Source organism: Pararhodospirillum photometricum DSM 122 (assembly GCF_000284415.1).
In the GTDB taxonomy this organism is placed as follows: Bacteria; Pseudomonadota; Alphaproteobacteria; order Rhodospirillales; family Rhodospirillaceae; genus Pararhodospirillum; species Pararhodospirillum photometricum.
The window spans coordinates 1,006,349-1,029,883 of record NC_017059.1; the positions used below are offsets into that span (position 1 = coordinate 1,006,349).

At 66.3% G+C, this 23,535-nt stretch carries 19 protein-coding genes, 3 pseudogenes and 1 riboswitch; of the genes and pseudogenes, 14 read left to right on the forward strand and 8 right to left on the reverse strand.

Annotation, left to right across the window (positions count from 1 at the left end):
• Nucleotides 1-82 precede the first annotated feature (82 nt).
• Entirely contained in the window at nt 83-2,734 is a 2,652-nt protein-coding gene (locus tag RSPPHO_RS04410) for a circularly permuted type 2 ATP-grasp protein (protein ID WP_081581644.1), read from the forward strand.
• Complete coding sequence (locus tag RSPPHO_RS04415) at nt 2,731-3,672, forward strand: transglutaminase family protein (RefSeq protein ID WP_014414069.1); 942 nt, start codon at nt 2,731-2,733, stop codon at nt 3,670-3,672. Before RSPPHO_RS04410 ends, RSPPHO_RS04415 begins: the two co-directional genes overlap by 4 nt.
• Nucleotides 3,673-4,114: 442 nt before the next feature.
• Here RSPPHO_RS04415 and RSPPHO_RS19700 read toward each other — a convergent pair.
• A pseudogene (locus RSPPHO_RS19700) lies at nt 4,115-4,277 on the reverse strand (IS256 family transposase); the annotation flags it as partial.
• A 392-nt stretch (nt 4,278-4,669) separates the two neighbouring features.
• Between RSPPHO_RS19700 and RSPPHO_RS19705 the strand changes: the two are divergent.
• The 3 genes from RSPPHO_RS19705 to RSPPHO_RS04420 all read left to right on the forward strand — a co-directional run bounded on the left by RSPPHO_RS19705 (nt 4,670) and on the right by RSPPHO_RS04420 (nt 8,413).
• The gene (locus RSPPHO_RS19705; RefSeq protein ID WP_157879086.1) at nt 4,670-5,050 is read left to right on the forward strand and encodes a hypothetical protein; all 381 of its coding nucleotides are present in this window, start codon (nt 4,670-4,672) and stop codon (nt 5,048-5,050) included.
• A gap of 190 nt (nt 5,051-5,240) precedes the next feature.
• Nucleotides 5,241-6,293 (forward strand): hypothetical protein, encoded by a 1,053-nt coding sequence (locus RSPPHO_RS19710; RefSeq protein WP_014414071.1) that lies wholly within the window; start codon nt 5,241-5,243, stop codon nt 6,291-6,293.
• Complete coding sequence (locus tag RSPPHO_RS04420; RefSeq protein WP_242390567.1) at nt 6,233-8,413, forward strand: sensor domain-containing protein; 2,181 nt, start codon at nt 6,233-6,235, stop codon at nt 8,411-8,413. Before RSPPHO_RS19710 ends, RSPPHO_RS04420 begins: the two co-directional genes overlap by 61 nt.
• Nucleotides 8,414-8,452: 39 nt before the next feature.
• Here RSPPHO_RS04420 and RSPPHO_RS04425 read toward each other — a convergent pair whose 3' ends face one another.
• From RSPPHO_RS04425 to RSPPHO_RS21685, 7 genes and pseudogenes are all read right to left on the reverse strand, one after another.
• Nucleotides 8,453-9,310, reverse strand: a complete 858-nt coding sequence (locus RSPPHO_RS04425; protein WP_041794172.1) for an energy-coupling factor ABC transporter ATP-binding protein — start codon at nt 9,308-9,310, stop codon at nt 8,453-8,455.
• The gene (gene cbiQ / locus RSPPHO_RS04430; protein WP_051013655.1) at nt 9,307-10,107 is read right to left on the reverse strand and encodes a cobalt ECF transporter T component CbiQ; all 801 of its coding nucleotides are present in this window, start codon (nt 10,105-10,107) and stop codon (nt 9,307-9,309) included. Before cbiQ ends, RSPPHO_RS04425 begins: the two co-directional genes overlap by 4 nt.
• Nucleotides 10,100-10,408 carry an energy-coupling factor ABC transporter substrate-binding protein gene (locus RSPPHO_RS04435; protein ID WP_014414075.1) on the reverse strand — a complete coding sequence of 103 codons (309 nt, stop codon included), beginning with the start codon at nt 10,406-10,408 and terminating at the stop codon, nt 10,100-10,102. Before RSPPHO_RS04435 ends, cbiQ begins: the two co-directional genes overlap by 8 nt.
• A gap of 11 nt (nt 10,409-10,419) precedes the next feature.
• The gene (locus tag RSPPHO_RS04440; protein WP_041794174.1) at nt 10,420-11,079 is read right to left on the reverse strand and encodes an energy-coupling factor ABC transporter permease; all 660 of its coding nucleotides are present in this window, start codon (nt 11,077-11,079) and stop codon (nt 10,420-10,422) included.
• A gap of 135 nt (nt 11,080-11,214) precedes the next feature.
• A riboswitch (cobalamin riboswitch) is annotated at nt 11,215-11,419 on the reverse strand.
• A gap of 126 nt (nt 11,420-11,545) precedes the next feature.
• Nucleotides 11,546-11,698 carry a hypothetical protein gene (locus RSPPHO_RS21675; protein WP_339325416.1) on the reverse strand — a complete coding sequence of 51 codons (153 nt, stop codon included), beginning with the start codon at nt 11,696-11,698 and terminating at the stop codon, nt 11,546-11,548.
• A gap of 61 nt (nt 11,699-11,759) precedes the next feature.
• Nucleotides 11,760-12,074: pseudogene (locus tag RSPPHO_RS21680) on the reverse strand (NAD(P)H-hydrate dehydratase); the annotation flags it as partial.
• Nucleotides 12,075-12,447: 373 nt separating this feature from the next.
• Nucleotides 12,448-13,008, reverse strand: a pseudogene (locus tag RSPPHO_RS21685) (NAD(P)H-hydrate epimerase); the annotation flags it as partial.
• Nucleotides 13,009-13,205: 197 nt separating this feature from the next.
• Here RSPPHO_RS21685 and RSPPHO_RS04450 point away from each other — a divergent pair.
• The 9 genes from RSPPHO_RS04450 (at nt 13,206) to RSPPHO_RS04490 (ending at nt 23,489) form a co-directional block, all read left to right on the forward strand.
• Nucleotides 13,206-14,474 (forward strand): D-amino acid dehydrogenase, encoded by a 1,269-nt coding sequence (locus RSPPHO_RS04450; protein ID WP_041794177.1) that lies wholly within the window; start codon nt 13,206-13,208, stop codon nt 14,472-14,474.
• Nucleotides 14,475-14,585: 111 nt separating this feature from the next.
• Nucleotides 14,586-15,218: a GGDEF domain-containing protein gene (locus RSPPHO_RS04455; protein ID WP_041796597.1), complete on the forward strand. Its 633-nt coding sequence runs from the start codon at nt 14,586-14,588 to the stop codon at nt 15,216-15,218.
• Between the two features lie 247 nt (nt 15,219-15,465).
• Nucleotides 15,466-16,269, forward strand: coding sequence for a division plane positioning ATPase MipZ (locus RSPPHO_RS04460; RefSeq protein WP_014414079.1), 804 nt, complete (start codon nt 15,466-15,468; stop codon nt 16,267-16,269).
• Between the two features lie 239 nt (nt 16,270-16,508).
• On the forward strand, nt 16,509-17,384 hold the full coding sequence (gene galU / locus RSPPHO_RS04465) for a UTP--glucose-1-phosphate uridylyltransferase GalU (protein WP_041794180.1): 876 nt from the start codon (nt 16,509-16,511) through the stop codon (nt 17,382-17,384).
• 72 nt (nt 17,385-17,456) lie between these two features.
• Entirely contained in the window at nt 17,457-18,773 is a 1,317-nt protein-coding gene (locus RSPPHO_RS04470) for a UDP-glucose dehydrogenase family protein (protein ID WP_014414081.1), read from the forward strand.
• A 37-nt stretch (nt 18,774-18,810) separates the two neighbouring features.
• Nucleotides 18,811-20,445: an alpha-D-glucose phosphate-specific phosphoglucomutase gene (locus RSPPHO_RS04475; protein ID WP_041794183.1), complete on the forward strand. Its 1,635-nt coding sequence runs from the start codon at nt 18,811-18,813 to the stop codon at nt 20,443-20,445.
• A 239-nt stretch (nt 20,446-20,684) separates the two neighbouring features.
• Entirely contained in the window at nt 20,685-21,122 is a 438-nt protein-coding gene (locus RSPPHO_RS20870) for a hypothetical protein (protein WP_041794186.1), read from the forward strand.
• Nucleotides 21,123-21,211: 89 nt separating this feature from the next.
• Entirely contained in the window at nt 21,212-22,420 is a 1,209-nt protein-coding gene (locus tag RSPPHO_RS04485; RefSeq protein ID WP_242390568.1) for a NupC/NupG family nucleoside CNT transporter, read from the forward strand.
• Nucleotides 22,421-22,436: 16 nt separating this feature from the next.
• Nucleotides 22,437-23,489 carry a DNA recombination protein RmuC gene (locus RSPPHO_RS04490; protein ID WP_051013657.1) on the forward strand — a complete coding sequence of 351 codons (1,053 nt, stop codon included), beginning with the start codon at nt 22,437-22,439 and terminating at the stop codon, nt 23,487-23,489.
• Nucleotides 23,490-23,535: the final 46 nt, after the last annotated feature.

Here is a 23,535-nt window from a genome sequence, read left to right on the forward strand (position 1 = left end):
AATTAACGGGTTTTCTTGGGGGAATTGGCCCGTTTCTTCGGCAACGGGCCGAGGCCTCCGGGAGCCTTTGCGGAGATCTCCGATGCGTTCCAGCCCGACAGTTGCCCGGCCCCAGGGGGCACTGTCCCCGTTGCCGTATCCCATGCCCGAGGGGTTCGACGAAATGGTCGATGCCGAGGGCAGGGTACGGTCGCGCTGGCAGCCCTTCATGACCCGTCTTGCCGCCTTGGAGCCCGACGAACTGTCGCGGCGCTGGGATCGGGGCCTGCGGCTGTTGCGGGAATCCGGGCTGGCCCATGATGTGCCCGTGGATCCCGACAGCACCGGCGAGACCGGGCGCTCGTGGGCGCTCGATCCCATTCCCTTGCTCGTGGAGCCGCGCGAGTGGCGTTTCATCGAGCGTGCCCTGGTCCAGCGCGCCGCCTTGCTCAACGCCGTGCTCGCCGACCTTTACGGCCCCCACCACCTGCTCAACGAAGGCCAGTTGCCCCCGGCCCTGCTGCACGCCAACGCCGGCTTCCTGCGGCCGCTCCACGGGGCCCGGCCCCCGGGCAAAACCTATTTGCACTTTTATGCCGCCGATCTGGCCCGCTCGCGCGATGGCTTGTGGTGGGTGATCGACGACCGTACCGAGACCCCCTCGGGGGCCGGCTATGCCCTGGAAAACCGCCAGATCGTCGGGCGCGTTTTGCCCGAGATCTACCGCGCCTTCGATGTCCAGCGCCTCGCGCCCTTTTTCGGCAAGGCGCGCGAAGCCCTGGCCCGGCTGGCGCCCCGCCCGGTCGAGGCCCCCCTGATCGTGGTGTGGACCCCGGGCCCCTACAACGAAAGCCACCACGAGCACGTTTATCTCGCCCGGTATCTCGGCCTGACCCTGGTCGAGGGCGAGGACATGACCACCCGCGATGACCGGGTCTATCTCAAGACCCTGGAAGGCCTGAAGCCCATCGACGTGATTGTGCGCTTCAATGAGGGCAGCTATTGCGACCCTCTGGAGCTGCGCGGCGACAGCACCCTGGGCGTGCCCGGGCTGGTGGGGGCGGTCCACGCCGGCACCGTGACCATTGCCAACGCGCTGGGGGCCCGGGTAGCCGAAGCCCCGGCCTTCAAGCCCTTCCTGCCCGCTTTGTGCCGGCGCCTGCTGGGCGAGGATCTGCTCATGCCCTCTATTGCCACGTGGTGGTGCGGGCAAGAGCGCGAACAGACCTACGTGCGCGACCACCTGGAGTCCCTGGTGCTTCGCCCGGCCTTTAACGTCCGCGCCGACCCCATCGCCGGCGACAGTCTCGACGATGCGGCCCGCACCGCCGTGTTGCGCCGGCTCGACGCCCGGCCCTGGAGCTATGTCGGCCAGGAGGCCGTGCCGCTCTCCACCGTCCCGGTCTGGCACGACGGGCGGCTCCATCCCCTGCCGCTGGTGCTGCGGGTGCATCTGGTCGCCGATGGCGACGGCTATGCCGTCATGCCAGGCGGCCTTGCCCGCGTCGGCCCCGCCCCCGGCATCGCCCCTGGCCGCGTCGGGCGGACCCGGGGGGGCGGCACCAAGGACACCTGGGTGTTGAGCGAGACCCCCGCGCCCGCCGTGATCACGGTGCGCGGCACCCGCGACGAGACCCCGCGGCGGGGCCTGCGCGATCTGCCCTCGCGCGTCGCCGACAACACCTGCTGGCTGGGTCGCTACGCCGAGCGCGGCGAGGACACCGTGCGCCTCTTGCGCAAGGCCTGCGTGGTGGCCGCCGAAACCGGCTTTGGCGAGCCGGAACTGGCCGTGGTGCTCTCCTTGTTTGCGCTCCTGGGCCATCTGCCTCTCACCACCGACTATAGCGACGCTGCCACCCAGGAGCAGGCCCTGCGTACCGTGCTGCGGCTCAATGCCGATCCCAGCCAGCCCCTGGGCCTTGCCGCCACCTTGGCCAACACCCGGCGCACGGCGGTGTCGGTGCGTGATCGCCTGTCCAACGATACTTGGCGCGCCGTGGCCCAGATCAACCGCATTCCTCTGGTCGCCCCGCCCGAAACCGGGGTGCTGGACCTGGAAACCCCGCAAAGTGCCCTGGAAAGCCTGATCATGGGCTTGTTGGCTCTGGGCGGCCTCGCCCTCGACACCATGACCCAGGCGTTGAGCTGGCGTTTCCTCGACATCGGACGGCGGCTGGAGCGGGCCACCCATGGGTTGGACCTGCTGACCGGCCTGATCATGGTCGATGAGGGCGATGTCGGTCCGGCGCTCGACGTGGCCCTGGATGTTTCCGATTCCATCATGACCTATCGCTCGCGCTATCTGGCCCCGCCCGGGCTGGCGCCGACCTTGGACCTGCTGGTTTCGGACGAAAGCAATCCGCGCTCGCTGGCCTACCAGTTGGTCCGGCTGGAGGGCCACATGGCCAAGCTTTCCCCCGACCACGCCTTCGGCCTGCCCACCGAGGAGCAGCGCTGCATGGCCCGCCTGCTGGCCGATGTGCGCACCTTTGATCCCAGCAAGGTGTCTCTCGACATCGCCCCCCCCGATGGCCAGATCGCGCTGGGGGCGTGGCTGGCCCGGGTTCGCCAGGGACTCGCCGATCTGAATGGGGTCTTGACCTTGCACTATTTCGCCCACGCCCTGGAAACCCGGCCGGAGATGGCCGGGCACCCCGATCTTGAGGCGGCCTTGGCGGCGCGCGATGCCGAGCGCCGTCCCGAGATCGGCCCCGCCTCGCCGTCCGACGCCTTGGCGGAAGGAGGCGCGTCGTGAGCGGGACCTCGGTGCTGTATGACGTCGAGCACATCACCACCTACAACTACTCGCAGGGGGTGACGGTCTCTCACCACTCGGCTCACTTGCGGCCGCGCTCCTTCGCCACCCAAGACGTGATCGAAACCGAGCTGCGGGCCTCGCCGCTGCCCGAAATCCGTGCCGAGCGCACCGACTACTTCGGCAACACCGTTACCAGCTTTTCCCTGTCGCGCCCGCACGAGGCCCTGACCATCATCTCGCGCTGCCGCGTGCGGGTGCATCCCCCCGACCTGCCCGATCCGGCCGACACCCCGCCCTGGGAAGAGGTGGCCCAGCGCCTGCGACGGGGGTTTGGCGCCGACACCTTGGATGCCTGCACCGTCTTGCACGACAGCTTTTATGTTCGCACCTTGGGGGCGGTCGCCGAGTATGCGCGGCCCTCCTTTCCTCCGGGGCGACCTATTCTGGAAGCCGGCCTCGACCTGACCCGGCGCCTTCATCGCGACTTTGCCTACGACCCCAGCGCCACCACCATTGCCACCCCCCTGGCCGAGGTTCTGCGCAATCGGCGTGGGGTGTGCCAGGATTTCGCGCATCTCCAGATTGCGTGCTTTCGCGCCATGGGCTTGGCCGCCCGCTATGTGAGCGGCTACATTCTCACCCACCCTCCCGAGGGCGGACCAGCCCTGGAAGGGGGCGACGCCAGCCACGCCTGGGTGGCCCTGTTCGTGCCCTGTCCCAACGCCCCCAACGGCGGCTGGATCGGCCTCGACCCCACCAACGACAAGGTGGTAACGCGCGAGCATATCACCGTGGCCTGGGGACGCGACTTTGAAGACGTGAGCCCGGTCAAGGGCGTGATGCTGGGCGGCGGCGCCCAACGGGTTGGTGTCTCGGTTCGGGTGAGCCTGCTCTCGCCGTGCGCGCCGCGTCTTGTTGCGAGCGGCGGTGGCTGAGGTCGGGGACGGGGGCTGCCGCTCAGTCGGGTAACCCGGGGCTGCCGCCCCGGACCCCGCCTGGGGCGATGCCCCAGACCCCCTTCTTTTTTTAGTTATAATAAAAAATATTTTTAACAAAAATTTTTGGGGATTGTAATGGCGCTTTGCATAGGAAGTGGCAGGTTTTGGAGCCTTTCCTCGCCGATGTGTCTGTGATCCAGGAATGCGACAATCCAGCCCTGACCAAGGATGACGCCTATCGCACCTGGGCAGGCAATCCCCTGTGGGGCGGGTAGAACAAAAATAGGGGACTGGGTGTGTTTGCCCGCGACAACGTCGCGCTAGGGGCGGTGGCGCTGGAGATGGAGGCCCACCGTCTGTTCCTGTCCAGGATCGTGTCCTGTTGAGTGGTGTAACCGCGGTTTCGCCGTTTGATCTCCGGCGGGCTTGGCCGGTTTGATCAGGCTGCCGCGACGAGCAGCAAGCCGTTGATGGGATCAACGCCGAAGAGTGCGATGGATTCCAAGGTCATGGAGCAGGCTCTCTGGACGGCCCATTCGTCATTCGGCTCAAGTGAGGATGGCGCTGATCAGACGGGTGATGGCGTCTTCGTTTGGGAACATGACCCAACGCAAGGTCGCATATACGGGATAATAGAAAAACTGGGGGGCGGGAACCTCGCAGAAGGAGGTGAGTCGCCTGCATAAGACAAAATTTTCAACCCCAAAAAAACAATCAAAGATTTACTGGTTTCTTAAAAATTGATCTAGGGAGCCATACTTAGCAGTCTAACGTTTAGCAAAAGTCATGCCATACCCCAGATTCAACCCACGCATCCCATCGCAAGCGCACCAAAAAACATGTTCAATTAGATTTTTTCACCACAGAAACAACTAAAGGTTTGATATTTTGATATCCATCGCGATACTGGTTGATGTCATTCCGCCTTAAAGATAGCCTAACTTTTAAGGGCATTCTATTCGATCCATTGTCTTCTTTGCAGGAGGAGCCCGTCATGGGTACAGATGATTGGTGGCCGTCAGATGGACACGATCACAGAGTGATCAGTAAGGAAGGAATCTATATCAATACAAAGATTCAAAAATTTTTGGAATCAGACAGAATAAACTTAATAATTGCAACAAAGGGAATGGGGAAAACTCTTTTAATGAGGGTGAAGCACTGGGCTTTAAGAACAAGTGAAGGAACCTCTTCTTCAGAATCGTCGTTGCAAATTATTCCATCAGACAACTCTGAAATAGATGAACCTCAAATCAATGCAACTCTTTCGGCAAAGGGATACTCCGATGTCAAAATGTGGAAGCATATTTGGTCAGAGTCCCCAGACCCCTCCGTTCCTGGGACTTTCGCCTCGGCGGCAGGGCCAATGCAATGAGGGGTCTGGGGAGGCCCGCCTCCCCAGCCTTCCTCTTACCCCCACCTTTGGATTTATTTTTCCCCCCCCATGTCCGGCCGGCGCCAGATCAGGTAGTCTCCGCCGAGATTTTCTGACGCGGGGCGTTTCGAGACAAAGGCAGACCTTTTCTCGGGCGAGTGGGGCGTTATGATGGGCCCGAGGGGGGAACATGCGGCTGGTCGTGGTTTTTGTCTTGCTTGCCCTCCTGGTGACCTGGACGGTTGTCGCCGAAACCAGCCGGCGCGAGGCCGATTTGTTGAACGCCCGCACTGAGTTGTTGCACACGGGAGCGGCTGCCATGCTGGAGGGCTTTGTCTCCAGGGGGCGGGTGCTGCAATCCGTGCTGCTGCGCGACGACCGCACGTTGGACTTGGTGTCGCGTCTGACCGCGAGCGACGCCGGCGCCCGCGACGAGGCCACCCGAACCTTGCACGCTTTGCTAGAGAGCCGTCAGACCGCCTTGCAGGGCCAGGGCTATGGCGGCCTCAGCTTGCGCGATGCCCGGGGAGGCTTGCTGTTGCCGCTGGGAAGCCCGGTGGACCAAAGGCCGCTGGGGCTGCCTGTTTTGCGGGCTTTGGAAAGCCGCGGGCAGGTGTGGGGGTTCGAGGCCGGTGATCGTTTTGCCCTCTTTCGCATGATCCATGTTCTGGAAGACGAGGGCGAGCGCGTGGGCTATTTGGACACCAGCCTCTCGCGCGCGGTTGTGCTCAAATCCCTGGCCTTGAGCCTGCCCGGGGTCGCCCTTGACCTTGTGCTGAATGGCTCGGCCGTGGGCGCCGCCGTGCCTCCCGGGAGTCCCGGCGTTGCTCCGTCCAGCTTGGGCCCTTCGTTTGTGCGGGAGCTTCCTCCGCCGGGGGGCGGTGGTTTGGATGATGGCCATTTTGGCCTGCGTGATCCTGGGGGCCTCGTCGAAGAGGCGCTGGCCCGGGCCCCGCGCGAGGCCCTGAGCGCCGGCCTCGCGCGGGGGCAGGCGTTTGCCCTGTTTGTGGATGGCGGCCCCGACGTCACCGGGGTGATTGCGTTGCTGCCCTTGTTTGATCTTGAGGGGACACCGATCGGGCTGATGACCGGCTTCTGGCCCGGCACCGAGCGTGCCGCGTTGTGGACGCAGGCCGTTCTTGTTTTGGCGATTGGCCTGGGGTTGATCGTGGTTCTGGGGGGGTGGCCCTGGTTTTGCGTCAGACCTGGATTCGCGCCGAGCGGGAACGTCGGCGCTTGGTGACCGTCACAGACACCATGGGCGAGGGCTTGTATGTCGTCGATCGGGCCGGCCGCGTGGTCATGGTCAATGTCGCCGCGTGCCGTCTTTTGGGCTTCACCGAAGCCGAGGTTTTGGGCCAGTCCGCCCACGAGATGTTCCATGCCTGCGGCGATGGCGACCCCTCGCCGGGGCCTCTTGAGGACTGCCCGGTGCATCGGGTTCAAGAGGTCGGGGCCCCTTGCGCTGTGTCGGCGTGGTTTCGCCGCAAGGACGGTGTTGTCCTGGCGGTGGAGATCACCTGCTCCTTGATGACGGGCCCGATGTCGGCGACGGCGCGGTCCTGGCGCGAGGGGGTGATCGGCTTGTTGCTGGGGGAGGGCCGGTCGCGCCCGCGCGATGGCGATCCCGTGGCCGTCGTCACCTTTGTGGATGTCACCGAGCAGCGCCGGCATGAAGCCTCGTTGCTCAAGCTCTCGCGCGCCGTGGAGCAAAGTTCGGCCAGTGTGGTGATTACCGACGCTCAGGGCCAGATTGAATATGTGAATCCCGCGTTCTGCCAGATCACCGGCTATACCCCGGAAGAAGTGTTGGGCCGCACCCCCGCCATGTTAAAGTCTGGCCGGGTGCCCGCCGAAATATACCGCGATATGTGGCAGACCATCGCCTCGGGGCGTGAATGGCGAGGCGAGTTCCATAACCGGCGCAAGGATGGCACGCTCTATTGGGAGCGCGCCACCATCTCGCCCATCAAGAACGAAGAGGGGAAGATTACCCATTTTGTCGCGGTCAAAGATGATATCACGCAAAAAAAGGAGATCGAGGAGGAACTGTTCCACCGCGCTAACTACGATCCCTTGACCGGCCTGCCCAACCGCCAGCTTTTGCTCGATCGCCTCAACACCGCCTTGGCTGTGGCCCGGCGGGAGAGCCACCGTGTTGCCGTCATGTTCATGGATCTCGACCGGTTCAAGCAGGTGAACGACACCTTGGGCCATAACGCCGGCGACGTCCTCTTGAAGCAGGCGGCGTCGCGGCTCTCGGCGGTGCTGCGGCCCCAGGATACCTTGGGCCGGCTGGGAGGGGACGAGTTTCTGGTGGTGGCTCCCGGGTTGCACAAACCGAGCGAAGCCACCGTGGTGGCGGGGCGCTTGCTTGAGGTGGCTCGCCAGCCCTTCACCGTGGACGGTCGCGACATCTATGTGTCAGCCAGTATCGGGATCTGTCTTGGGCCCGGTGACGGGACCAGTCCCCAGATTCTCATGCGCAACGCCGATGCCGCTATGTATCTGGCCAAGGAAAACGGGCGCGACGGCTTCCATTTCTTTACCCCGGAGGTCGAATCAGCCTCGCGCCGGCGCATGATGATCGAAACCGGCCTGCGCTCCGCCGTGCGCGATGGCAGTCTTTCGCTGCTCTACCAGCCGATTTTTGCCGCGCGGGACGGCCGCATGACCAAGGCCGAGGCCTTGCTGCGCTGGAGTCATCCCCAGTTGGGGCCGGTGTCTCCGGCCGAGTTCATTGATGTGGCCGAGGAAACCGGGCAGATTCTGGCCCTGGGCTCCTGGGTGCTGGAAGAGGCCTGCCGCAATCTGGCTAACCTGGAGGTCTCCGGGGGTGGGGCGTTTCGCATCGCCGTCAACATTTCCAGCAAACAATTCGGGCAGGACCTGTCCACCCAGATTCAGGGCCTGCTGGAGCGCCATGCCCTCGATCCCCGGCGGCTGGAAATCGAGATCACCGAACGGGTGTTGCTCCATCCCTCGACCGAGGTTCTGGGCCAGTTGGAGGCCCTGCGCGCGCTCGGGGTCAGCATCGCCATCGACGACTTCGGCACCGGGTATTCCGCCCTCAGTTACCTGATGGCGTTTCGTATCGACACCCTCAAGATCGACCGCTCCTTCGTGGTGGCCATGGAAAAGGATGTCCGCTCCCAGGCCCTGGTTGGGGCTATCACCGGCATGGCCCACGACCTGGACGCTCGCGTGGTGGCCGAGGGCGTGGAAACCGCCGAGCAGGCCGCCTTGCTCTCCAGCTTGGGGGTCGATGCCTTGCAGGGCTATCTATTAGGGCGGCCCATGCCCCTCGACTCGTTGCAGAGCTTGTTGTTTCGCACGGGGGCGGTGGCCTTGGCGCCGCTTTAGAAGGAAGGCTGGGGAGGCGGGCCTCCCCAGCCTTCCTTGTTAGCGCACCACCAAACTCTCAGGAGTCAGCCGCCGGGCCAACGCCTCGACATCACGGGCCGGCGTCGTCTCAGGATCGCGCCAGCCCGCCGCCTGCAAGGCATGGGTCAGGCGGACCACCATAGGCGGCTGCAAGGCGGCGGCCCGCAGCAAGGCCGGATCGCGCAGCACGCTTTGCGCCGGCCCCAGGGCGAGGATGCGCCCCTGGGCAAACAACGCCACCCGGTCGGCCCAGGCGTGGGCCAGGTCCACGTCGTGGGTCGAAAAGACCAAGGTGGTACCGTCGTCGTTAAGGCGCTCCAAGGCGGCCAGCATCTCCATTTGCCCGGAGGCATCCAGGCCGGCGGTGGGCTCGTCCAGGATCAGGATGTCCGGGCGCATGGCCACCGCCCCCGCCATTGCGACCCGCTTGCGCTGGCCATGCGAGAGCAGATGCGGCGGCTGGTCGGCCAGGGCGCTCAAGGAGAACTCCTCCAGCACCCGGGCCACCCGCTCCTCGGCCTCGCGCTCGTCCAGTCCCTGATTGAGCGGCCCAAAGGCCACGTCCTCACTGACCGAGGCGGCAAAAAGCTGATCGTCCGGTTCTTGCAACACCAGTTGCACCCGCGAGCGCCAGCGGCGCAGGGCGGCGCGGTCATAGCCCTGGGGCTCGCCCGCCAAGCGGATCTCCCCGTCTTGCGGACGCAAGGAGCCGTTGAGGTGCAAGAGCAAGGTGGTCTTGCCCGCGCCATTGGGGCCCAGCAACGCCAGCCGTTCCCCCCGCTCGACGCCAAGCGACAGGCCATCCAGCGCGGGGGTGTCGCGCCCGGGATAGGTGTGAACAAGCGACCGGGCTTCAAGCAGCAAGGCGGGGCTCATGGCAGGAAACCTCCCTGGACCGCCGCCAGCACGGACGGTCCTCCAAACTCCAGGGCCAAGGCGGCGGCGGCCAGGGCCAACGGCAGGCCAAAGGCCAAGCTCCAGTCGGCGCCCCGGGTCGCCGGCCCCCGGGCTAGGGGTGGCAAGGCGCCGTCGAACCCGCGCGCAGCCAACCCCCGCTCCAGGCGCCGCGCCCGTTCCATGGTACGCACCAGCAACCCCGCCCCCAGCCATGACAACGACCGCAAGGAGCGGTGAAAGCCGTCGTGACCCAGGCGGGCACTTTGGGCCCGAACCCCGGTCAACGCGCTGTCCCCCAGGAGGAAAACAAGCCGGTATGTCAAAACCGTGATGTCGATGAGGGCCGGCGGCAGTCCCAGGCGGGCCAGCAGCCGGATCAGGTCGAGTAACGGGGTGGTAAGCGCCAGCAAGGCGAGACACGCCGTCCCCGCCAGCGCCCGGACCCCAAGCAAGAGCGCCGATCCCAGGCCATCGGGGATGAGATGCACCTGAGGCCAGAAGCCCCCCGCCGTCCAGTCGAGGGAAACGGCTAATACAGGCGCCGAGAGCAGCAGGAAGCCCGCTGGAGCCCCCAACAGCACCAAAAGGATTCGGGGAGAGACCCCCGCCGGCCCCAGGGCCAGGGCAAGGGCCGTGGGGAGGACCAAAAGCGCACCCCAGGGGGCAGGGGCGGCCAAGGCCACCCCCAAAAGCCCCCCGACGAGCACGGTCTTGCCGCCCACGCCGCGGCGCGCCCATCGGCTGGCATGGGCCGCGCGATCGAAGAGATCAGTCATCGCGCCCCGTGGTGTGGTCTTTGCCGGCCCGGCCCCGGTGGAAGCCCAACACGTAGCCCAAGATGCCGGCGCCAAGACCGGCCTGAAGGGCAAACAGCAAGCTCTCGATCTCGCCGCTTGGCGGCTCCCACAGCGACTCGAACCACGGCTGGTAGTCGGGGGCAAGGGCGGTGATCACGCCCTCGGCTTGACTGTCGGCCCCGGAGAACTCGGCGTCCTTCAGGCTGGGCATCAGCAAGGGCAGCAGAAGAATTCCCACCACTAAGGCGAAGATAATGCGGTTGTCGCGCAAGAAGGTCATCGGGAGGCTCCTTAGCGGATGCGGGCCAGAGTGCGCAGGTCCTCGGTGCTGTAGCGCGCGAGGCGGTTCATGATGGCCACCGTCAGCAGACCCTCGACCAGGGCCAGCGGCACCTGGGTGACGGCAAACACGCCCAGGAACTTGACCGCCGCCCCGGCAAAGCCCGACGCCGGATCCGGGAACGCCAACGCCAACTGGACCGAGGTCACGCAATAGGTGGCCAGATCGGCCAACGCGGCGGCGGCGAACACCGCCAGTTCGGAGGGGGCGTTGAGGCCCCGCAGTCCCTTCCACACCAGCCAACCCACCCAGGGGCCGGCGATGCCCATGGAAAAGATGTTGGCCCCCAGCGTGGTCAGGCCGCCATGGGCCAACAGCAGCGCCTGGAACAGCAGCACAATGGAGCACAAGAACGTCATCACCGCCGGGCCGAACAACACCGTGCCCAGCCCCGCCCCGGTGGGATGCGAACAGCTCCCGGTGACCGAGGGCATCTTGAGCGCCGACAAAACAAAGGTGAACGCCCCCGACGCCGCCAGTAACAGCCGGCTTTCGGGGTGGTCGCGGACCACGCGCACAACCTTGAGGCCGCCGGCAATGACAAAGGGCGCGGCGGCGGCTGTCCAGGCCGCGGCGTGGAGCGGCGGTAGGTAGCCTTCCATGATGTGCATGAAACTCTTCTCCCTGGATGATCCGGGAGACGTGGGAATCGATGGGGAGGGCCCTGCCGGAAAAGACGGGTCTCCCTCGCGGGCGCCCACCGGACTGGTCCCGCGTCCCCGGGACACCCCGCCCGGAAGAATGGCACGGATCGGAAACGGCAGGTCTCCTGACTTGCGGGTCTGGGCTCTCTTCCCGCCTTCCCGGCCCAAGGGCCAGTGGCACGTCTGGGAAGAGCGCTCGCCGCTCACAGTTGCGGGGGCAGTCCCGGCTTTGGTCCGTCTGGGCCGCACCGGAGTTCCCTTTTAATCCCCGGAGGACTTGGACCGGGGAACCTGTTTCCTTGTAACGGGGGGGACCTTAGGCGCGGCGGGGGGGGACGTCAAGGTCCGCCGGTGTCATCAAGGCAAGGGGAATGAGGGCGTGAGAGCCCGTTTAAGAAGAGGGATCCGGCCGAGGTCCAGGCCCCTCCTTTCCTTAAAAGCCTGCTGTTAGCGCCTCCGCGAGATCTTCGGCGATCAGGCCGGGTCCATGTGTCCGGGCCGCTTCGGCGTGGCGCCAGACGGCAGCGGCAGCGGCCGGGAAGGCGGGCAAGCCCTGGGCGAGGTGGGCGGCGATGATGCCGGCCAAAAACATCTCCCGAGCCGGCGGTCGCCAGATCGGGCGGGGCGTTAAGGGTGAGGGCCGCCAAGCCCGCCGGATGGGCGATCACCGTATCGGGCCCCTTGAGCACCACCACCGCCTGGGCGGCACGGGCGGCGGCGCGGGCTCGGCCCAGGCGGTCGGCGGGTAGGTCGGCGAGATCACCGAACAGGGCCTGGAATTCTCCGTCGTGTGGGGTCAGGACGCAGGAGGCCGGTCGGGCCACGGCGGCCAAGGCGGCGCGTTGGCCGGCGAGGCTGGTCAGGGCGTCGGCGTCGAGCACCACGCCCCGATCGCTGGCGGCCAAGCTCAGGGCCTCGGCGGTGGTCGCCAGGCCTCGGCCTCGTCCTGGCCCCCAGCACATAGGTCGAGCGGCGGGGATCGCCGAGCAAGGCGGCGAGGTCGCCGTCGTGCTCCAGGTCCCACAGCAAGGCTCCCGGCTGGTCGGCGCCCAAGAGGGGTAAGGTAGCGGGGGGGCCGGCCAGGGTGACCAGCCCGGCCCCGGCCCGGCGCGCCGCCCGGCCAGCCAGCCGCGCCGCGCCGGTCAGGCGCGGACCCGACACGACCACCACATGGCCGCGCTGGTATTTGTGGCCGAGCCGGGGCGGGCGGGGCAGCGTCCACAGGCCCGGGGCGTTGATGAAGGTATCGGGGGCTAAGACGTCGAGGACAGCGGGCGAGATGCCGATATCGGCGACTTCCAACCGGCCACACAGGGCGCGGCCGGGATAGAGCAGGTGGCCCGGCTTGGGACGAAAAAAGGTGACGCACAGGGCGCAGGTAGGCGCCGCTCCCAGGATCTGCCCGGTGTCGGCGTCCAGGCCGCTGGGCACATCAACGGCGACGCACGGCAGGTCCAAGGCGGTGAGGCGCTCGATCACCGCCCGGGCCAGCCCGGTCAGCGGCCGGGTGAGGCCGGCCCCGAACAGGGCATCAATCACCAGATCCCCAGGGCGCAAGGCCTCGGGTGTGAGGGGGGCCACCGGGCCCCGCCAGCGCCGGGCCATGACCGCAGCGTCGCCCGAGGGCGCCCGCTCGGGCCACAGGTCAAGGACCCGCACCCGCCAGCCATGCCGCGCCAAATGGCGGGCGGCCACCGAGCCATCGCCCCCGTTATTACCGGGACCGCGCAGAACCACAACGGGACGACGTGCCCACGTTTGACGCACCGCCCGCGCCACGGCATGGCCGGCCGCTTCCATCAAAGCAAGGCCAGGGGTGCCGGCGCCAATGGTCAGGCGGTCAGCCTCTCCCATGCGCTGGACATCAAGAACGGCACAGTCTATCGGCAAGGACATGACGATCCCTCCCGGAAAGGGGCCTTGTCAGTGTAGCCGGGAGGCCCCGCCCTCGCCAAGACCCCAGGATGGGAGGGGTCTGGGGAGGCTTGCCTCCCCAGCCTTCCCTTTTTTGTCGTTTCGTGAAAACGACGTATAAGAACGGCCAGGGGCGGGTCAGCGACCGGGCCAGCCCACGAGTGAGGAGTCAAACGACCGTGAGTGTGATCGTGTTGGGCGCGGGGGTGGTGGGGGTGACGACAGCGTGGTATCTGGCGCAGGCCGGACACGCGGTCACGGTGGTGGACCGCCGCCCTGGGGTCGGGCTGGAAACCAGTTTTGCCAACGGCGGCCAGATCTCGGTGTGCCACACCCATCCCTGGGCCGGGCCCGAGGCGCCGCGCCAAGTCCTGGGCTGGCTGGGCCGTCCCGATGCGCCGCTGGTGGTGCGCCCTCTGCGCTGGGATCCGCCGTTGTGGGCCTGGGGTCTGCGCTTTTTGGCCAACTGCACGCCCTCGGCCTTCACGCGCAACATGGAGCGGGCGGTCCGGGTGGCGCTCTATAGCCGGGCCCAGCTCAAGGCCCTGCGTACCGAGATTGGTTTAGAGTACGATCAGCGGACCCAGGGCATCCTCAAGATCTACCGCAGCCCGGCCGTGCTCGAGACGGGGCTGGCGGCGATGGCGGCGGCGCGGGCCTGGGGGCTGGAGCAGCGGGCCTTGGATGCCGACGCCTGCGTGGCTCTGGAGCCGGCCCTGGAAGACGCCCGCCCCACTCTGGCCGGAGGCATTTTGGCCCCCGACGACGAAAGCGGCGATGCGCATCGCTTTACCCGGGCCCTAGCCGAGCGGGCCCGGGGGCTGGGGGTGCTGTTTTACGAGGCGACCACGGTTGTGGCCCTGGAGGCGCAGGGCGGGCGCATTTGTCGGGTGATGACCGACCAGGGACCGCTGGAGGCCGACTGGGTGGTGGTGGCCCTGGGGTCCGAGTCCCCGCGTCTGCTCCGGCCGTTGGGCCTGCGCTTGCCGGTGTACCCGGCCAAGGGGTATTCCATTACCGTGGACGTGCCGCCCGAGGGGCTGGCGCCTACCGTGTCCCTGACCGACGAGGAAAAGCGCATGGTCTACTCCCGCTTGGGCAACCGGTTGCGCGCCGCCGGCACGGCCGAACTGGCGGGCTGGGACCCGCAGTTGCGTCCCGAGCGCGCCGCCTTGATCCGACGCGAGACCCAGGCCCTGTTTCCGCGAGCCGGCAAGATCGCCGAGGCCGAGGCGTGGTGCGGTCTGCGTCCCACCACGCCCGACTCGGTTCCTCTGCTGGGCCGGGTCGCAAAATACGACAATCTGGTGCTCAACACCGGTCACGGCACCTTGGGGTGGACCATGGCCTGTGGATCGGGCCGTCTGGTGGCTGATCTCTTGGGGGGGCGGACCCCGGAAATCGCTCTGGACGGCCTTGGGCTAGACCGGTTCTTGTTGGCAGGCTAAGGTTTTCCTCCCCAGGGACAGGGATTGGGGAACGGGCGACTTTTGGGTGTGTTTCTCTCCGGGCCGGAAGACGTGGGCATGCCGGGGCGATTGGAAAAAACCGGGGGTTCGATGGGTGCGCGCGACGCTAAAACGCTGGAAAGCTTGAGAGCCGAAAACGCCCAGCTCCGGGAAATTCTAGCCATCACCGAAGATAATCTCAGGGCCAGTCAGGAGGAGGTTCTCCGTCTGTCGATGGTGGATACCCTGACAGGAGTTTTCAATCGCCGCCATTTCATGGACCTAGCCGACCAGGAGGTCAGCCGGGCCCGGCGCTACAAGCGCCCGCTTGGGGTGCTGGTGGTGGTGCTCGACAACATGCGTGCCGTCAACCAAGCCCACGGCACCGAGCGGGGCGATGCGGTGTTGGGGGTCATGGGCGCGGCGATCATGCGGGCCCTGCGCACCGCGGACATCGTGGGCCGCACCGCCGGGGCGACATTTGCCGTCTTGCTGCCCGAAACAGAGCGCGACGGGACGGTGGCCCTGGCCGAGCGGCTGGTCCTTGAAATGGCCCAGGCCGCGGCCGATCTTCTCAAAGACGCCCCGCCTCTGCCCACCGTCAGCCTGGGGGCCACGCATGTGGTGCGCGAGGACGTTATCTTTGATGCGGTGTTGCGCCGGGCCGACGAGGCGGTGGCGCGGGCCCGTCACGCCGGGGGGCGCCAAGCCGTGTACCTCGCGGCCGATGACCTGCCCGCATAGGAGGACGGGGGTGCCACTCCTTCCCCAAGGATCGAGGGGGCTGGGGAGGCGGCGCTCCCCCCCGTCTTCTCGTTATGGGGGCCTGTGCGGCTTGCGGGTCTCCCCGCGGGCTGACGTGGCCCTCTTAAATTCATGCAAAATGCAGGCGGCCCGATTGACAAGCGCCGCTTGATGTCTAAAGGCTTGCCCGTGCGCGGGGTTTCTTGAAAGACCCCTCCACACCGGCGGGGCGGAGAAAGGCAGGCTGATGGAGCAGGAACAGCGCGCGCGGGGGAAAGCCCGCGTCATCGTGGTGGGCAACCAGAAGGGAGGCTCGGGAAAGTCCACGGTGGCCATGCACCTGATCGTGGGGCTGGTGCGCGCCGGGCAAACGGTTGGATCTGTGGATCTTGATGCGGGGCAGGCCACCTTGACCCGCTATCTCGAAAATCGGCGGGCCTTTGCCGAAAAGCGGGGCATGGAGCTGCCCAGCCCCGAACACGTGCCGCTGGCGCCCGGCCATAACCCCGAGGCCGATCAGCGTCGTCTTGAACACACCATGCTGGCCTTTTATGAGCAGGTGGACACCGTGGTTATCGACACCCCGGGCACCGACACCTCGCTGGCTCGTTGTGCCCATGCCATGGCCGATATCCTGATTACCCCGCTCAACGACAGTTTTGTGGATCTGGACGTCCTGGCACGGGTGGACGGCGAATCGATGACCGTGATCGGCCCCAGTGCCTATGCCGCCGCCGTGTGGGAGGCCAAGCAATTACGGGCCCGGCGCGACGGCGGGGCCATCCGCTGGATCGTCCTGCGCAACCGGCTTTCGCATCTGGATGCCCGCAACAAGCGCGAGATGGAAGAGGCCCTGACCGATTTGTCCCGGCGCATTGGCTTTACGGTGATTCCCGGCCTGGGCGAGCGTGTCATTTATCGAGAATTGTTTTTGAACGGCTTGACCCTTCTCGATCTGCGCGACCACGGCACAGGGATCGACATGAAAATGTCACATGTCGCGGCGCGCCAGGAACTGCGCGGCCTGTTAACCGCCATTGGGGTTGAATAAGGTTTTTCCCCTGGTTCTTTGGGGGGGCGCGTGGAGAACCCGGGATGGCGGGATTTCCTTGGGCCCTTTTCTGGCCAAAGCCGGCGCACCCGGCGCGCAACGGGTGCTAATACAAGAGCTTGGCCTGTCAAACCCTGCTTGAAGTCCGCCGGCCGCCATGGCATGAACGCTGGAGGACGGCCGCCGGGAGCAAGCGCGCCCCCGGACGATGCCGCCCCATCAAACCAAGAGGGAAACGCATGTCTCGACGTGTCCGTAAGGCCGTATTTCCGGTGGCGGGGATGGGCACACGGTTCTTGCCGGCGACCAAGACCATGCCCAAGGAAATGCTGCCCGTCGTCGACAAGCCTCTGATTCAGTATGCGGTCGAGGAAGCCGCCGCCGCTGGCATCGACCATTTCATCTTTATCACCGGCCGGGGCAAGGGCCCGCTGCTCGACCACTTCGACCATATGCCGGAGCTCGAAGCCCTGCTGAAGGAGCGCGGCAACATCACCGTGCTCGATACGCTTCTGGGGGCCAAGCCGCCGCCCGGCAAGGTCTATTCCACCCGCCAGCAGCAGCCCCTGGGCCTGGGGCACGCCGTGTGGTGTGCCAAAGCGTTCGTGGGCGACGAGCCCTTTGCCGTGTTGCTGCCCGACGATTTGGTATTGTCGGACCAACCTTGTATCAAGCAGCTCCTTGACGTTCACGAGAAGATGGGCGGCAACGTCGTCGCGGTGGAAGAGGTGCCGCGCGAGCGTACCAACAAGTACGGTATCTTGGATGTTGTCGAGGACAACGGCGTTGTGGCCCGCGCCAAGGGCTTGGTGGAAAAGCCCGCCCCCAATGTCGCGCCCTCGACCATGGCCATCATCGGTCGCTATGTCCTGGAGCCCGGCATCTTCGAGCATCTGGAAAAGGTCCAGCGCGGCGCCGGCGGCGAGATCCAGCTCACCGACGCCATGAACGCCATGATCGACTCCACCCCCTTCCATGGCCTGCGCTATGAGGGCAAGCGGTTCGATTGCGGCGATAAGGTCGGCTTCCTCCAGGCCAACATCGCCTTCGCCCTCGACCGGCCCGACATGCGCGACGCCGTGCGCGAAATGCTGGGCGAGTTTACCGCCGAATAAGAGTGAGGCCGCTCCGTCCCGAGGGGGGCGCGGGCGGCCTTTTCCTTTTGAAGCCTGCGAAGGAATGGGGATATGCGCATTGCCATGATCGGCACTGGCTATGTGGGCCTAGTGTCTGGGGCGTGTTTTTCCGAGTTCGGTGTCAATGTCGTGTGCGTTGACAAGGATGCGGCCAAGATCGACGGCCTGCGCGAGAGAGGCGACATCCCCATCTATGAGCCGGGCCTGGAACAACTCGTGGCGTCCAATGCCCAGGCCGGTCGCTTGTCCTTCACCACCGACCTTCCCACTGCGGTGGCCGGGGCCGATGCCGTGTTCATTGCCGTCGGCACCCCCAGCCGGCGCGGTGACGGTCACGCCGACTTGTCTTATGTGTATGGCGCGGCTCGTGAAATCGCTGCCGCCATGACCAAGTACACCGTGGTTGTCACCAAGTCCACGGTCCCGGTGGGCACCGGGCGCGAAGTGGCCCGGATCATTCGTGAGGTCCGACCCGACGCCGAGTTCGATGTGGTGTCCAACCCCGAGTTTCTGCGCGAAGGCTCGGCCATCAACGATTTCATGCGCCCTGACCGGGTGGTCATCGGCACCGAGTCCGAGCGCGCGCGCGCCGTCATGCGCCAGTTGTACCGTGTGCTGTATCTGATCGAAACCCCGATTCTGTTCACGTCGCTTGAGACGTCCGAACTGATCAAGTATGCCGCCAATACCTTCCTCGCTGCCAAGATCACTTTTATTAACGAAGTGGCCGATCTGTGCGAAAAAGTGGGAGCCGACGTTCACGACGTGGCGCGCGGCATTGGCCTTGATGGGCGCATCGGCCGCAAGTTCTTGCATCCCGGGCCGGGTTACGGCGGGTCGTGCTTCCCCAAGGACACCCTGGCCCTGGTCAAGACCGCCCAGGAATACGGCGCCCCCTTGCGGATCATCGAGACCGTGGTCGATATCAACGCCAAGCGCAAAAAAGCCATGGCGGACAAGATCATCCAGTTCCTCGGCGGCTCGGTGGCCGGCCGGACCCTGGCCATCCTCGGTCTGACCTTCAAGCCCAACACCGATGACATGCGCGATAGCCCCAGCCTTGATATCATTCCCGCCTTGCAGGCGGCCGGGGCCAATGTCCGCGCCTTCGATCCCGAGGGCATGAAAGAGGCGGCCAAGCACCTCGCCAACGTAGAGTATGCCGACAACGCCTATGCCTGCATGGACGGGGCCGACGCCTTGGTCATTCTCACCGAGTGGAACGAGTTTCGCGCCCTTGATCTCGCCCGGGTGCGCTCCTTGCTGCGCGAGCCGGTCATGATTGACTTGCGCAACATTTACACCCCCGAGGACATGGAGGCCCAAGGCTTCCGCTACAGTCCGGTTGGCCGGCGCCAGATCGGCTGACGTCCCTTTCTTGAAGCGTTCGACACAAGGAGTTCCCATGGCCGAGCGGGTGATCGACGTCGCCACCACGCCCTTCGCGGGCCAGAAGCCCGGCACCTCGGGGTTGCGCAAGACCGTGACGGTATTTCGCCAGCCCCATTACCTGGAAAACTTTGTCCAGGCGGTGTTCGATGTGCTGGAGGGGCTGGAGGGCCAGACCCTGGTGGTGGGGGGCGACGGGCGCTATTTTAACCAAGAAGCCATCCAGATCATCTTGCGCATGGCGGCCGCCAACGGCGTGGCCCGGGTTCTGGTGGGGCGCGACGGCCTGCTGTCCACCCCGGCCGCCAGTTGTGTGATTCGCGCCCACGGCGCCTTCGGCGGCCTCATCCTCTCGGCCAGCCATAACCCCGGCGGCCCCGAGGGCGACTTCGGCATCAAGTACAACATCGGCAACGGCGGTCCCGCCCCCGAGCGCCTCACCGAGGCCATGTACCAACGCTCCCAGGTCCTCTCCCGCTATCGGATCTTGGACACCGACACCCCGGTGGACCTGAGCCGAGAGGGCGACAGAGTCCTTGGGGGAATGCGCGTCACGGTCATTGACCCCGTGGCCGACTACGCCGCCTTGATGGAACAGCTCTTTGACTTCAAGGCCATCGCCGGGCTGTTCGCCCGGGGGTTCACCCTGTGCTTCGACGCCATGCACGCCGTCACCGGCCCCTACGCCCACGCCCTGCTCGAAGACCGCCTGGGCGCCCCGCGCGGCACGGTGATCAACGGCACGCCGCTGCCCGATTTCGGCGGCGGCCATCCCGACCCCAACCTCACCTATGCCCCCGAGTTGGCCGCCTTGATGTTTGGGCCCAATGCCCCCGACTTCGGCGCCGCCAGCGACGGTGATGGCGACCGCAACATGATTCTCGGACGTGGCGCCTTCGTCACGCCTTCCGACAGTCTGGCCGTGCTGCTGGCCCATGCCGAGCATCTGCCGGGCTATCGCGGCCGCGTGACCGGCGTCGCCCGCTCCATGCCGACCAGCCGCGCCGCAGACCGGGTTGCCGAGGCCCTGGGCCTGCCCTGTTTCGAGACCCCCACCGGCTGGAAATTCTTCGGCACCTTGCTGGATGCCAAGCTGGCGACCTTCTGCGGCGAGGAAAGCTTCGGCACCGGCTCGGACCACGTGCGCGAAAAAGATGGCCTGTGGGCCGTGCTCGCTTGGCTCAATATCCTGGCCGCTACCGGCTCCTCGGTCGCCGACGTGTTGCGCGAGCATTGGGCCCGCTTTGGTCGGACCTTCTACACCCGCCACGACCACGAAGGCGTGGACAAGGATGCGGCCGAGGCCTTGATCGCCGACCTGCGCGGCCCGTCCCTGGTCGGCCAGACCTTCGCCGGCAGAACCGTGGTGCTGCACGACGACTTCGCCTACACCGATCCGGTGGACGGCTCGACCACTCAGGCGCAGGGCATCCGCCTGCAAACCGACGACGGCGCCCGCCTCGTCGTGCGCCTCTCGGGGACCGGGACGCAAGGGGCGACCTTGCGCTTGTACCTCGAGCGTTTCGAGGCCGATCCGGCCAAGCATGGTCTCGATGCCCAGGAGGCTCTCGCCGACCTCGTGCTGGCGACGCGTGATCTGCTGCGCCTTCGGGAGCGCTTTGGGTCCGAGAAGCCGACGGTCATTACCTGACGACGGGCGCGGGAACGCGGGGCTGCCACCCCGGACCCCGAGCCTCCAGACCTCCCCTTCTTTTTTTGATGATTGGCCTCCCCCTCTCCCTCCTTCTGAAAAGTGCACTTTTCAGAAGGAGGGAGAGGGGGAGGGCCATGACCAAAAGAAAAGGGGGTCTGGGGCATCGCCCCAGGCGGGGTTCCGGGGCGGCAGCCCCCGTGTCCCCCGTCCGACCGCACCCCCTGGAGAGACTTACCATGCACGCCTGGAGTCGGCCCTCCCTGGGCGAGGGGCTGGGCTTGTTGTGTTTGGGGGCTGTTCCCCTGCTGGCCCTGGCGACCCATAGCCAAATCATTCTGCCCATTGCGGCTCTGGCCCTGTTGGGCCTGGGGGGGCGAGCGCCCTGGCCGCGCGATCCCCTGCTGGTTCTGGCGGGGCTGTTCTGCCTGTGGGCGGCCCTGTCCCTGAGTTGGACCCCGGCCTCGGGCGCGGCGGCATGGCGCCCCGCCTACACCGTGCCCCTGGTTCTTCTGGCCGGGGTGGCCCTAAGCCGGGGGAGCCTGCCGCCCCTCGCTCTGCCGACCTTGGCCGTCAGCATGCTGTTGGGGGCCCGTGTTTCCCATTTGATGATCGCTCTTCGCTCCCGGCCTCGTCCCCCCTGCTCTCGCTTGGCAGACGCACGCTGCGCTCCGTAGGATCCGCCCCGCCGCAGTGGTGCGGTTCTTGGGGGGGGACGCGGTGTGACGCTGGCGGTGCAAAGTTTTTGTGGGACTGGGGGTTTTTTGTGGCCCTGTGCTGGGCGATCAGTGAGGATCGGCGGGCGGTTCCGTGGCGGGTGGTGGCGATCGGGATGGGGCTTCAGGTGGTTATCGCCTTGGTTCTTTTGAAACTGCCGCCGGTCCAGCACGCGTTTCTCGCCCTTAACGGGGTGGTCGAAGCGATCCAGAGCGCGACGCGGGCTGGCACGAGCTTTGTCTTTGGCTATCTGGGCGGCGGGGCGTTGCCGTTTGCCGAGACGACCCCGGGCGGGTCCTTTGTCCTGGTGTTCCAGGCGCTGCCCATCATCTTGATCATGAGCGCCTTGTCGTCGCTGCTGTTTCACTGGCGGATCTTGCCGGCGGTGGTGCGCGGCATGGCCTGGGTCCTCACGCGGACCTTGGGCGTGGGCGGCGCCGTGGGGGTGAGCGCGGCGGCCAATATTTTCATGGGGATGGTCGAGGCGCCGCTGTTGATCCGCCCCTATGTGCGCCACCTCAGCCGCTCCGAACTGTTCATGGTCATGACCTGCGGCATGGCGACCATCGCCGGGACCATGATGGTGCTGTATGCGTCGTTTTTGCAAGGCGTGGTGGACAATCCGCTGGGCCAGATTCTGATTGCCTCGCTGATCAGCGCCCCGGCGGCGATCGTGGTGTCCTTGGTGCTGATTCCCAGTCAGGCGCGCACGGGGGGCGACTACGTGCCGCCGCCCTCGGAGGCCGCGACCGCCATTGAGGCCATTGCGATTGGCGCCCAGGAAGGGGTGCAGCTCTTGATCAGCGTCGCGGCCTTGCTCCTGGTGATGGTGGCGTTGGTGGCGCTTTTGAACAATGCCTTGGGAGTATTGCCCGATGTGCTGGGGGCGCCGTTGACCCTGGAGCGTATGCTGGGCTGGCTCATGGCGCCGGTGTGCTGGCTGATGGGGATGCCGTGGGCCGAAGCGATGGTCGGGGGGCCCCTGCTGGGGGTCAAGACCATCCTCAACGAGATGATCGCCTACATTCAGCTCTCTCACCTGCCCGAGGGGGCGTTGTCGGAGCGCTCGCGGCTGATTTTGACCTATGCCTTGTGCGGTTTTGCCAATTTCGGCTCACTGGGCATCATGGTCGGTGGCCTGAGCACCCTGGCGCCCGAGCGGCGCGGCGAGATTGCCCGGCTGGGGCTCAAGTCGATCCTGTCGGGCACGGTGGCGACGTGCATGACCGGGGCGATCATCGGCCTCGTGGTGTGGTGAAACCGTGGATCTGGGGATGCGCGTGCTGACTCCCGAGGGGGTGATTGCCCTGCTGGTGCTAACCGGCGCGCTGCTGGCCGTCATCCGGCTGGGCCTGAGCTTGCTGCGCCGCGCCCGACCCGAGGCGCGGGCGGAGGCCCTGACCGAGCGGCTGCTGGCCACCCAAAGCGAGTTGGCCGGGCGGGTGGCGCAGTTGAGCCGGGGAATCGACGATCGCCTGGACCGCCTGTCCCGACAAATGGGCGACAGCCTCCAGTACAGTACCGAGACCACCCACGCGACCCTTGGGGAGATGCGCGAGCGCCTAGCGACCATTGATGCCGCCCAGCGCACCTTGGCTGAACTGTCCGGGCGCATGGCCAGCCTGCACGACCTGTTGAGCAACAAGCAGGCCCGGGGCGCCCTGGGGCAGGTCCAGATGGAGGATCTGGTGCGCGACCTGCTGCCGCCCGGCACGTATCGCTTCCAGGCCCCGCTTTCGACCGGGCGCATTGCCGATTGCGCGCTGCTGCTGCCCAACCCGCCCGGGGTGATCTGCCTGGATGCCAAGTACCCCCTGGAGGCCTACCGCGCCTTGCTCAACGCCGAGACCGATGGGGCGCGGGCCGGGGCGCGGCGCGGCTTTGCCAAGGACCTTCTGCGCCATGTCCACGACATTGCCGAACGCTACATCGTGCCGGGGGAGACTGCCGATCAAGCCTTGATGTTCCTGCCCGCTGAGTCGGTCTACGCTGAAGTTTACGCCCATCATCCGGCCGTGGTGGAGGAGGCGTTTCGTCGGCGGGTGTGGATCGTGTCACCCACCACGTTGATGGCGACGTTGACCACGGTGCGGGCGATCGTCAAGGACGCTCGCCTTTCCGAGACGGCGGAACGGCTGCGCGGCGAGATCCAGGGGTTGGTCGGGGAAGCGCGGCGGCTGGCCGAGCGCTCCGAACGCCTGGGACGGCATGTGGAGCAGACGGCCGGCGATGTCCGGGCCCTGAAAGCCACGGCCGAGGCTTTGGTCCGGCGGGGCGAGGCGATTGACCGCTTGCAGATGGGGGAGGAGGAGGCGCCGGGTTCGTAAAAGGAAGGCTGGAGAGGCGTGGCCTCCCCAGACCCCTCGGTTCCTG